The organism is Immundisolibacter sp. (assembly GCF_028696615.1).
Lineage (GTDB): Bacteria > Pseudomonadota > Gammaproteobacteria > Immundisolibacterales > Immundisolibacteraceae > Immundisolibacter.
The window spans coordinates 1-10,204 of the sequence record NZ_JAQVGQ010000083.1 but is presented as its reverse complement, the minus strand read 5'-3'; the positions used below and the strand labels follow the sequence as shown (position 1 = coordinate 10,204).

10 protein-coding genes are annotated in these 10,204 nt (G+C 71.3%); all 10 read left to right on the top strand.

The features are described 5' to 3' along the window. Nucleotides 1-97 precede the first annotated feature (97 nt). Nucleotides 98-1,210 carry an S-(hydroxymethyl)glutathione dehydrogenase/class III alcohol dehydrogenase gene (locus PHC73_RS07190; protein WP_300126229.1) on the top strand — a complete coding sequence of 371 codons (1,113 nt, stop codon included), beginning with the start codon at nt 98-100 and terminating at the stop codon, nt 1,208-1,210. 149 nt (nt 1,211-1,359) lie between these two features. Continuing rightward, a complete protein-coding gene (locus PHC73_RS07185; RefSeq protein ID WP_300126227.1) occupies nt 1,360-2,799 on the top strand; it encodes a phosphatidylserine/phosphatidylglycerophosphate/cardiolipin synthase family protein in 1,440 nt (479 codons plus the stop codon). A gap of 233 nt (nt 2,800-3,032) precedes the next feature. Continuing rightward, on the top strand, nt 3,033-3,749 hold the full coding sequence (locus PHC73_RS07180) for a response regulator transcription factor (protein WP_300126225.1): 717 nt from the start codon (nt 3,033-3,035) through the stop codon (nt 3,747-3,749). Beyond that, nucleotides 3,746-5,029 carry a HAMP domain-containing sensor histidine kinase gene (locus tag PHC73_RS07175; protein WP_300126222.1) on the top strand — a complete coding sequence of 428 codons (1,284 nt, stop codon included), beginning with the start codon at nt 3,746-3,748 and terminating at the stop codon, nt 5,027-5,029. The genes PHC73_RS07180 and PHC73_RS07175 overlap by 4 nt, the downstream gene beginning before the upstream one ends. 330 nt (nt 5,030-5,359) lie before the next feature. Then, on the top strand, nt 5,360-6,472 hold the full coding sequence (locus PHC73_RS07170; protein ID WP_300126220.1) for a DegT/DnrJ/EryC1/StrS aminotransferase family protein: 1,113 nt from the start codon (nt 5,360-5,362) through the stop codon (nt 6,470-6,472). After that, nucleotides 6,465-7,184 carry a glycosyltransferase family 2 protein gene (locus tag PHC73_RS07165; RefSeq protein ID WP_300126218.1) on the top strand — a complete coding sequence of 240 codons (720 nt, stop codon included), beginning with the start codon at nt 6,465-6,467 and terminating at the stop codon, nt 7,182-7,184. The genes PHC73_RS07170 and PHC73_RS07165 overlap by 8 nt, the downstream gene beginning before the upstream one ends. An 8-nt stretch (nt 7,185-7,192) precedes the next feature. Continuing rightward, nucleotides 7,193-7,864, top strand: a complete 672-nt coding sequence (locus PHC73_RS07160; protein ID WP_300126215.1) for a VTT domain-containing protein — start codon at nt 7,193-7,195, stop codon at nt 7,862-7,864. After that, nucleotides 7,854-8,978 carry a Gfo/Idh/MocA family oxidoreductase gene (locus PHC73_RS07155; protein ID WP_300126212.1) on the top strand — a complete coding sequence of 375 codons (1,125 nt, stop codon included), beginning with the start codon at nt 7,854-7,856 and terminating at the stop codon, nt 8,976-8,978. The genes PHC73_RS07160 and PHC73_RS07155 overlap by 11 nt, the downstream gene beginning before the upstream one ends. Beyond that, the gene (locus PHC73_RS07150; protein ID WP_300126210.1) at nt 8,978-9,811 is read left to right on the top strand and encodes a hypothetical protein; all 834 of its coding nucleotides are present in this window, start codon (nt 8,978-8,980) and stop codon (nt 9,809-9,811) included. Before PHC73_RS07155 ends, PHC73_RS07150 begins: the two co-directional genes overlap by 1 nt. Nucleotides 9,812-9,817: 6 nt before the next feature. After that, nucleotides 9,818-10,204: glycosyltransferase family 39 protein (locus PHC73_RS07145; protein WP_300126208.1), on the top strand; the 387-nt coding region annotated here is incomplete at its 3' end.

The window sequence follows — 10,204 nt, the reverse complement described above, 5'->3', positions numbered from 1 at the left end:
GAAGCATCGGCGCGGCTTGGCATAATCGGTGCCCCGCACGGTAAGCACCGAATGCCTCGGCGCGCGACCGTCACCGCGAACACCGGGAGCCGACTCAATGAAAGCACGCGCCGCCGTCGCCTGGGCCGCCGGCCAGCCACTGCAGATCGAGGACGTCGAGGTCGCCCCGCCGCGTGCCGGCGAGGCGCTGGTGCGCATCGTCGCCACCGGCGTGTGCCACACCGACGCCTACACCCTTTCCGGCCGCGATCCGGAAGGCGTGTTCCCGGCCATCCTGGGTCACGAGGGCGGCGGCATCGTCGAGGAAGTCGGCCCCGGCGTCACCAGTCTCAAGCCCGGCGATCACGTGATTCCGCTCTACACGCCCGAATGCGGGCAGTGCAAGTTCTGCACGTCCGGCAAGACCAACCTGTGCCAGGCCATCCGCGCCACGCAAGGCAAGGGCCTGATGCCGGACGGCACCTCCCGCTTCAGCGCCCGCGGCCAGACCGTGTACCACTACATGGGCACGTCCACCTTCAGCGAGTACACGGTGCTGCCGGAGATCGCCCTGGCCAGGATCAACCCCGCCGCGCCGCTCGACAAGGTGTGCCTGCTCGGTTGCGGCATCACCACCGGCATCGGCGCGGTGCTCAACACCGCCAAGGTACAGCCGGGCTCGACGGTGGCGGTGTTCGGGCTCGGCGCCATCGGTCTTTCCGTGGTGCAGGGCGCGGTGATGGCCAAGGCCGCGCGCATCATCGGCATCGACATCAACCCCGCCAAGTTCGAGCTGGCGCGCCAGCTCGGCGCCACCGATTTCGTCAATCCCAAGGACCATGCGGCGCCCATCCAGGAGGTGATCGTCGAGCTGACCCAGGGCGGCGTCGATTACTCGTTCGAGTGCATCGGCAATGTCGACCTGATGCGCGCGGCGCTCGAGTGCTGCCACAAGGGCTGGGGTGAGTCGACCATCATCGGCGTGGCCGGCGGCGGCGAGGAAATCCGCACCCGGCCGTTCCAGCTGGTGACCGGACGGGTGTGGCGCGGCAGCGCCTTCGGCGGCGTCAAGGGCCGCTCGCAGTTGCCGGGCTACGTGGACCGCTATCTGGCCGGCCAGATCAAGGTCGACGAGTTCGTCACCCACACCCTGCCGCTGGAGCGCATCAACGAAGCCTTCGACCTGATGCAGGCCGGGCGCAGCATCCGCAGCGTGATCCTGTTCCAGTGAAACCCCGCCGGCCCGGAGCGCTCGCGCCCGCCGCAGTTCGGCCGGCGAGCGCAGCGTTCCCGATGAGTCATGGGTTCGAGCCCGCGATTCGTGCCCGGCCGGCCTGCCACGGGCGGGAAGCGCTGCCCACCTCAGCGCTTGCCTAGCGCATGGGCGCTCCGCTCACCGCCACGCTGGCCTGGCTGACGCTGGCGCTGCAGCTCGCGCTCGGCCTGCTGTGCGCCTGGCATGCGCTGCTGACCAAGCGCGAACCGCGCGCCGCGCTGGCTTGGATCGGCATCAGCTTGTTGTTGCCGCTGGGCGGGCCACTGCTGTATTTCGTGTTCGGCGTGAACCGCATCCGCACCCGCGGCCGGCGCCTGGGCCGGCGCTTTCCGCTGCCGCTGGAGTTCGACTACGAACAGCCGGACGACGCCGACCTCGCCGAGCCGGCCAGCGCCGGCCCGCCGGACAGCCCGATCGGCCGCGCCTCGGCGCGCATCAGCCGCCGCCCCTGCCTGCCCGGCAACGCCCTCGAACGCCTGCACAACGGCGAGCAGGCCTACCCGGCGATGATCGAGGCCATCCGCTCGGCCGAACGATATGTTTATCTTTCCACCTACATCTTCGGTGCCCGCGGCGCGGCGCGCGAGATCATCGACGCGCTGTGCGCTGCCCGGCGGCGCGGCGTCGCGGTGTGCGTGCTGATCGACGGCCTCGGCCAGTGGTACACGCTGCCGCGCGCCGCGCCGGCACTGCGCCGCGGCGGTGTGCAGGTGGCGCTGTTCCTGCCGCTGCGCCTGTGGCCGCCCAGCCTGCACGTGAACCTGCGCAATCACCGCAAGATTCTGGTGGTGGACGGCGAGGTCGCCTTCACCGGCGGCATGAACATCGCCGACTACCACGTGCTCGGCGACGGCCGCGGCTACCGGGTGGCCGACCTGCAGCTGCGTCTTACCGGCCCGGTGGTGAGCCAGATCGAGAGCGTGTTCGCCGAGGACTGGCATTTCGCCACCGGCCAGGCGCTGCCGGAGCCGAAACCGCCGTCGCCCGGCGCCGGCAGCGCCGCCTGCCGGGTCATCACCGACGGCCCCAACGAGGACCTGGACCGCCTGGCGCTGATACTGCTGGCGGCGGTGTCGGCGGCGCAGCGACGCATCTGCATCATGACGCCGTACTTCCTGCCCGGGCGCGAGCTGATCGGCGCGCTGCAGGCGGCCGCGCTGCGCGGCGTGGCGGTGTCCGTCCTGCTGCCAGGCAAAAACAACCTGCCCTATATGCACTGGGCCACGCGCAACCTGCTATGGGAGCTGCTGCAGCACGGCGTCGAGGTGCGCTACCAGCCGCCGCCGTTCGTGCACACCAAATGCCTGCTGGTCGACGACGATTACGCCCAGGTCGGCTCGGCCAACCTCGACCCACGCAGCCTGCGCCTGAACTTCGAGCTCAACGTCGAGGTGTTCGATGCCGACTTCAACGCCGCGCTGGCGGCCCATTTCACCGCCGCCTGGAACGCCTCGCGGCCGGTGACGCTGGCCGAGATCAGCGGCCGGCGTCTGGCCGAGCGCACGCGCGACGCGCTGTGCTGGCTGTTCTCGCCGTATCTCTGATAGATGCCGAAAAAATCCCTCCCTGGATTTTTTCGGCTCGCCGCAGCGCGGTACACGCCCGCGCTGCGCTCCCTGAGCCAATGGCTTGCGCCATTGACCCAGGCCGGGGCGTCCTGCCCCGGGCGCCCGCACCGAATGACTCGGTGCGGGCGCGAACCGATGCCGAAAAAATCCCTCCCTGGATTTTTTCGGCTCGCCGCAAGAAACCTCACGCCCGTGAACCCGCAAAGCCGATGAGCGACCCCGGCGCACCCGCTGCGCGTTTGCTGTTGGTGGAAGACAACGCCGCCCTGCTGCAGAACCTGTACGACTATTTCGAGGGCCACGGCTACGAGCTCGACTCGGCGCGCGACGGCCTGGCCGGTCTGGCGCTGGCCAGTCACGGTGCATACGACCTGATCGTGCTGGACCTGAACCTGCCGCGCCTGGACGGTCTGGCGCTGTGCCGCGCGCTGCGCGGCGAGCTGCACCTTCGCACGCCCATCCTGATGCTGACCGCGCGCGATGCGGTCGAGCAGCGTGTCGAGGGCCTGCGCGCCGGCGCCGACGACTATCTGATCAAACCGTTCGCGCTGGCCGAACTCGAAGCGCGCATCGAGGCGTTGCTGCGCCGCAGCCGGCCGGCCACCACGACCCTGCTGCGCTGCGCCGATCTGACATTGGATGTGGACAACGCGCGCGCCGAGCGCGCCGGGCGGCCGCTCACCCTGACACCGACCGAGCTGAAACTGCTCGAAGCGCTGCTGCGCGCCGCCCCGCGCCTGGTGCGGCGGGCCGAACTCGAGCGCCTGCTGTGGCCGGATGCGCCGCCCGACAGCGATGCGCTGCGTACGCACATCCACGGCCTGCGGCAGGCGGTCGACCGGCCGTTCGCGCGGCCCCTGATCGAAACCGTGCGCGGCATCGGCTACCGCCTCAGTGAGACCGCCGCGCCGGAGCGCGGGCCGTGAATGCCCGCCATGCGTCGCTGCGCCAGCGCCTGGTGGCGGCCTTGGTGGTGCTCACCGGCGCGGTGTCGGGGCTGTTCGCGCTGGTCACCTTCGTGGCCATCGAGGAAATGGAGGAGTCCGTGCTGGCGCGCCAGCTCGACGGCGAGCTGCGCTGGTGGATCGAGCGCCTGCAAGGTTCGGCCCAGCCGCAGCCGTGGACGCTGGCCAACGACACCCGCCTGTACGTGGTGCCGGACGTGCCGCCGGGCGCGCGGCCGGCGTTTTTGCACCACCAACCGGTGGGCTGGAGCGAGGTGTTCGACGGCACCGACACCTACCACGTGCTGCGCCGCGACCGCGACGGCCGCCAGTACTACCTGGTCAGCCGCGCCACCACGCTCGAGCGCCGCGAACGACGCTGGTTTCTGGTGCTGTCGGCCGGCTGCGCACTGTCGGTGCTGACGGCGCTGCTGGCCGGCCGCCTGCTGGCCGACGGCGTGCTCGAACCGGTGCGGCGCCTGGCGCGGCGCGTGCGCAGCGCCGATCCGGCGCGCGCCCCGCGGCGCCTGGCGGCCGGTTTCGCCGACGACGAGATCGGCGAGCTGGCGCGCGTGTTCGAGCAGCGCCTGCGCGAGTTGCACGCGTTCATCGCCAGCGAGCGCCTGTTCACCAGCGACGTCAGTCACGAGCTGCGCACGCCGGCCGCCATCATCGCCGGTGCCGCCGAGACGCTGTTGGCGCGCGCCGAGCTGCTGCCGCGCGCGCGCAATGCGGTCGAACGCATCCAGGTGGCGGCGCTCGAAATGCAGGATCTGATCGACGCCTTCCTGGCGCTCGGCCGCGCCACCGACCAGCCGGCCGCGCCGTGCTCGGTCAACGCCGTGGTGCGGGCCGAGCTGCAGCGTCTGCAGGCGGCGCCCGGTGTCGCGCCGGCGGCCGTCGACCTGCACGAGGAAGCGGATTTGACGGTCGCCTGCCCGCGCCCGCTGCTCACCGTGGCGCTGCGCAACCTGCTCGACAACGCCGCCCGCTACGCACCCGACGGGGCGGTGCGCGTCACCGTCACCGACCGGGCGGTGCTGGTCGACGACAGCGGCCCGGGCCTGGACACCGCCGCCATAGCCGCTGCCTTCGCCCGCCACGTGCGCCTGACACCGGACACCGCCCCGGGCGAGGGCCTCGGTCTGTCCATCGTGCGCCGCATCTGCGAGCGCCTGCGCTGGCAGGTGCAGGCGCAGCCGCTGCCGCAGGGCGGCACGCGCTTTGCGCTGGTATTCGCGCCCGCGCCCGGCGCCACATGAACCCACGGCTTACGCCGTCGATTCATGCGGGGCATCCTGCCCCGGATGAAACCGCTGACTAACAGGCCGTGAAAAAAGGTTTTTCAACGACCTGCTAAGGCAAGCCAGGGATGGCGTGCCCCCACATCAAGCGCGTCAAGCGCTTGATGTGGGGGAGGCTCGTTGCGGACATGTGCCGCGACGAGCCGAGTTGAAAAAGGGCAGGAAGGCCTTTTTCAACGGCCTGCTAAATCAGCGGCTCCTTAACGCTTTCCTGACATTGACCTAACACGGCCTTGACGGGCCGTCGGCTACGGTGGCCGCATTCGCTCACCACCCTGGAACCGTCGCATGCCCGCTGCCCCCGTCCCGCTGGTCGACCTGCGCCGTCAGTACGCGCCGCTGCAAGCCGCCCTGCGCGAGGCCGCCTGCGCGGTGCTGGAGGCTTGCGATTTCGTTGGCGGCCAGGCGGTGGCGACTTTCGAGCACGAGTTCGCCGCCGCGCTTGGCGTGCCGGCCGCGGTCGGCGTCGGCAACGCCACGCTCGGCCTGCAGGCGGTGCTGCACGCGCTTGGCATCGGGCCGGGCGATGAGGTGATCGTGCCGGCGCACACGGCGATCGCCACCGCCGAGGCGGTCACGCTCGCCGGCGCGCGGGTGGTATTCGCCGACATCGAGACCGACACCTACACCCTCGACCCGGACGACGTGGCGCGGCGCATCACGCCGCGCACGCGCGCCGTCGTGCCGGTGCATCTGTACGGGCTTGCGGCGGACCTGCCGCGACTGCTGGCACTGGCCCGCGAGCATGGGCTGTATCTGGTCGAGGACTGCGCGCAGGCGGTCGGCGGACGCTTCGAGGGCCGGGCGCTCGGCAGCTTCGGCGATGCCGGCGTGTACAGCTTTTTTCCATCCAAGAACCTCGGCGGCTTCGGCGACGGCGGCGCGGTGATCGCGCGTGATCCGGCGCTGCTCAAGCGCGTGCGCATGTACTCGAACCACGGCCGCGAGGACAAGTACGCGCACGAGTTCGAGGGCACCAACAGCCGGCTCGACACCCTGCAGGCGGCGCTGCTGCGCGTGAACCTGCCGCAGCTCGCTGCCTGGAACGCCGCGCGCCGGCAGATCGCCGCCCATTACCGCGCGCGCCTGGCGCACCTGCCGTGGCTCACGCTGCCCACCGAGCGCCCGGGCGCCGAGCACATCTATCACGTGTACGTGGTGCGGGCCGCCCGGCGCGAGGCGCTCGCCGCGCATCTGCACGAGCACGGCATCCGCACCGGCCTGCACTACCCGCTGGCGCTGCACCGGCAGCCGGCCTACGCGCACCTGAAGCTCGGCCCAGGCAGCCTGCCGGTGGCCGAAGACGTGTGCGCCAGCTGCCTGTCGCTGCCGATGTTTCCGGGCCTGACCGAGGCCGAGGTCGAGCGCGTGTGCGATGCGGTGGAGGCGTTCCGTGGCTGAGGCGGTCGATCTGTCGGTGGTGATCCCGGTCTTCAACGAGCAGGACAACCTCGAACCGCTGCTGGCGGAACTAAAACCCGTTCTAGACGGGCTCGGCCTGGCCTGGGAAGTGCTGGCGGTCAATGACGCCAGCACCGATCGCAGCGCCGAGGTGCTGGCGCGTCTGGCGGCCGCGGAACCGCGCCTTCGCGTGCTCACGCACCGCATCAACAGCGGCGAGAGCGCCGGTCAGGCGAGCGGCTTTCGGCACGCCCGCGGCGCGCTGGTGCTGACCATGGATGCGGACTTGCAGAACGACCCGGCCGACATCCCGCGGTACCTCGCGGCGCTTTCGCCCGGCGTGCACGCGGTGTGCGGCTACCGCGCGCAGCGCAAGGAAGGCTGGCTGCGGCGCTTTGCGTCCCGCACCGCCAACCGCTTTCGGGCCGCCATCACCGGCGATCGGCTGCGCGACGCCGGCTGCACGTTTCGCCTGCTGCGGCGCCAGGCGCTGGTGGAGATTCCGGTCTTCAACGGCATGCACCGCTTCTTGCCGACGCTGATCAAGGCGCAGGGCGGCACGGTGGTGGAGATACCCATCAACGACCGCCCGCGCCTGGCCGGGGTGTCCAAGTACGGCATCCACAACCGCCTGTGGCGGGGGCTGGCCGACTGCTTTGGCGTGCGCTGGTACCAGCGCCGCGCGCTGCGCTTCGACCGCTTGGACGACTGACCTGCCCCATGAACGCGCGCCATCGCCCGCTGCTCGCCATACCGGTGGTGCTGCTGGCGCTCGGTCTGCTGCACGGCACGCCGCTGGGCGCCGACCTGCTGGACTACCAGCACGTCAAGAACTGGCTCGACCGCCAGGGGCCGCTGGCGCCGCTGTGGTTCGCGCTCGGCGGCGGGCTGCTGACGGCCGCCGGGGTGCCACGCCTGGCGCTTTATTTCGTCGGCGGCGCGGCGTTCGGCTTCGCCGAGGGGCTTTTGTATGCCCAGCTCGGCAGCGTGCTCGGTGCCACACTCACCTTCGCCGCCGCGCGCTGGGCCGGGCGCGCCGCGGTCGAGGCGCGGCTGGCCCATCATCCCGGCCTGCGCCGCCTGCTCGACCAGCGCTCGGTGCTGGCGGTGTTCGTGCTGCGCCAGTTGCCGATCGCCAGCGCCGTGGTGTCGCTGGCGCTCGGCGTGCGTCACACCCCGCTCGGCACTTTCCTGCTCGGCACCTTCCTCGGCTTTCTGCCGGAGGGGCTGCCGCTCACGCTGCTCGGCAGCGGCCTTGGCAAAACCTCGCTCACCGTGTCGCTGCTGCAGGTGGCGGCCGGCGCGCTGATGCTGCTGGCGCTGGCCGGCGGCGGCCTGCACGTGTACCGCCGCTGGCGGGAAATCGAACCTGGAGAACTGCATGAGCACTGATCGAACCGACCAGCCGGTGGCGGTGGCCATCGTCGGCTGCGGACGCGTTGCCTACAAGCACTTCGAGGCGGTGGCACAGATGCGCGAGGCGCGCCTGGTGGCGGTGTGCGACATCGATCCGGCCAAGGCGGCCGCCAGCGCCGCCGCGCAGGGCGTGCCCGGCTACACCGACTACCACGCCATGCTGGCCGCGCATCCCGACATCGAGCTCATTCACGTGCTGGTGCCGACCGGCTACCACGCCGCAGTGGTGATCGATCTGGCCGCTTACGGGCGCAGCATCGTGGTGGAAAAACCGATGGCGCTCACGCTGGCCGACTGCGATGCCATGATCGCCGCCTGCGCCGCCCATCATGCCCCGCTGTACGTGGTCTACCAGAACCGCTTCAACACGCCCGTGCAGGCGGCGCGCCGCGCGCTCGAGGCCGGCCGCTTCGGCACGCCGGTGCTGGGCACGGTGCGCGTGCGCTGGTGCCGCCATCAGGACTACTACGACCAGGATCACTGGCACGGCACCTGGGCGCTGGACGGCGGCGTGATGTCGCAGCAGGCCAGTCACCACCTGGACCTGCTGCAGTGGTTCATGGGGCCGGTGGAGTCGGTGCAGTGCCAGATCGCCACCCGCCTGCTCGACATCGAGGTCGAGGACACCGCCGCCGCCCTGCTGCGCTTTCGCTCGGGCGCGCTCGGCATCTACGAGGCCACCGTGGCGACGCGCCCGGACAACCTGGAAGGCTCGCTGAGCGTGCTGGGCGAGCAGGGCTCGGTGGTGATCGCCGGCATCGCCGTGAACCAGCTCGCCAGCTGGCGCTTCGCCGGCGCCGACGACGACCCGCAGCAGGTGATGCAGGCCGCCAGCGAGGCGGTGAAGAACGAATACGGCAACGGCCACGCCCGCTACCTGCAGGCCGTCACCGCCACCGTGCGCGGCGGCGCGCCGCACCCCTGGCTGGTGGATGGCGCCGAGGGCCGGCGCAACATCGCGCTGCTAACGGCGTTGTACGAGGCCGCCCACGCCGGCACCGGCGTGGTGCCGGGCACGCCGCCGCGGCACTCCCCGCTCGGCCGCGTGCCGCTCACCGACAAGCGCCGGCGCGCGCGGGCGGCCGGCTGATGCGCCGGCGCTCACGCGTTTTGACGCTGCTGGCGGGGCTGCTGGCCGCCGCGCTGGCGTATGGCGTCTATTACGGCATCCGCTGGCCACGACACCTGCACACGGACTGGCAGGTCGTGGGCAAGGTCCGCCTGTCGCGGCCGGACGCGCTGGCGCTCGACGCCGACGGCCGGCTGCGCTACGTGACGCTCGAAACCATTCCGGGGTTTCTGGTGGAACTGACCGCCGACGGCCCGAAAACGGTGTTCGGCGACTTCGGCGAGCCGGACGGCCTGCTGCTGCTCGACGACGGCATCGTGGTGGCCGAGGACGACCCCAACGGCCGGGTCATGCGCTACGACATCGGCTCGGCCAAGCTGCGCGTGCTGGCGCGCCTGGATCACCCGAGCGGCTTACTGCGCCTGCCGGACGACCGCTTGCTGGTCACCCAGGACCTGCCCGACGGCCGGCTGCTCGAGATCGGCGCCGACGGCGAAGCCAAAACCGTGCTGGACGGCCTGGACCGACCCCGGGGACTGTGCCGGCTGCCGGACGGGCGCATCGGCATCGCCGAGAGCGGCCGTGATCGCATCCTTGCCCACGGTCCGGCCGGCGTCGAGGTGCTGGCCGAGCACCTGGATGGCCTGCGTCAGCTCGCCTGCGGCAGTGACGGCAGCCTGTGGGTGGTGCAAAGCGCCGTGCGCAGCGGCCGGCTGGTGCTGATCAAGGACGGCCGCCGGCGCGTCATCGCGCGTCACTTGCGCGAGCCGCAGGGCATCGCACTGGTGCCGGACGGCAGCCTGTATCTGGCCGAGACGCGCGCCAACCGCGTGCTGCACCTGAAGCCCCGCTGAGCGCCCATGGACGCCTGTTTCGGGTTGGCGCGCCGCTGCTGGCCGGCGCTGGCGCTGACCGCCGGCTTGGGCCTGCTGATGCTGGCCAGCCGGCCGTTGCTGCCGGTCGACGAGACGCGCTACCTGTCGGTGGCCTGGGAGATGTGGCTGCGCGGCGACTTCATCGTGCCGCACAAAAACTTTGCCGTGTACGTGGACAAGCCACCGCTGCTGTTCTGGCTGATGCAGGCCGGCTGGGCGGTGTTCGGCGTCAACGAATGGTGGCCGCGCCTGGTCCCGACCCTGGCGGCGCTGGCCTCGCTGTTGCTGACGGCGCGTCTTGCCGGTGCGCTGTGGCCCCAGCGGCCGCGCCTGGCCGGCCTGGCGCCCTGGCTGCTCGCCACCATGCTGCTG

Excerpts from the sequence above, each read along its gene's own strand:
- PHC73_RS07190 (WP_300126229.1), top strand. The coding sequence starts at position 98 with ATGAAAGCACGCGCCGCCGTCGCCTGGGCCGCCGGCCAGCCACTGCAG.
- PHC73_RS07185 (WP_300126227.1), top strand. The coding sequence starts at position 1,360 with ATGGGCGCTCCGCTCACCGCCACGCTGGCCTGGCTGACGCTGGCGCTG.
- PHC73_RS07180 (WP_300126225.1), top strand. The coding sequence starts at position 3,033 with ATGAGCGACCCCGGCGCACCCGCTGCGCGTTTGCTGTTGGTGGAAGAC.
- PHC73_RS07170 (WP_300126220.1), top strand. The coding sequence starts at position 5,360 with ATGCCCGCTGCCCCCGTCCCGCTGGTCGACCTGCGCCGTCAGTACGCG.
- PHC73_RS07160 (WP_300126215.1), top strand. The coding sequence starts at position 7,193 with ATGAACGCGCGCCATCGCCCGCTGCTCGCCATACCGGTGGTGCTGCTG.
- PHC73_RS07155 (WP_300126212.1), top strand. The coding sequence starts at position 7,854 with ATGAGCACTGATCGAACCGACCAGCCGGTGGCGGTGGCCATCGTCGGC.
- PHC73_RS07150 (WP_300126210.1), top strand. The coding sequence starts at position 8,978 with ATGCGCCGGCGCTCACGCGTTTTGACGCTGCTGGCGGGGCTGCTGGCC.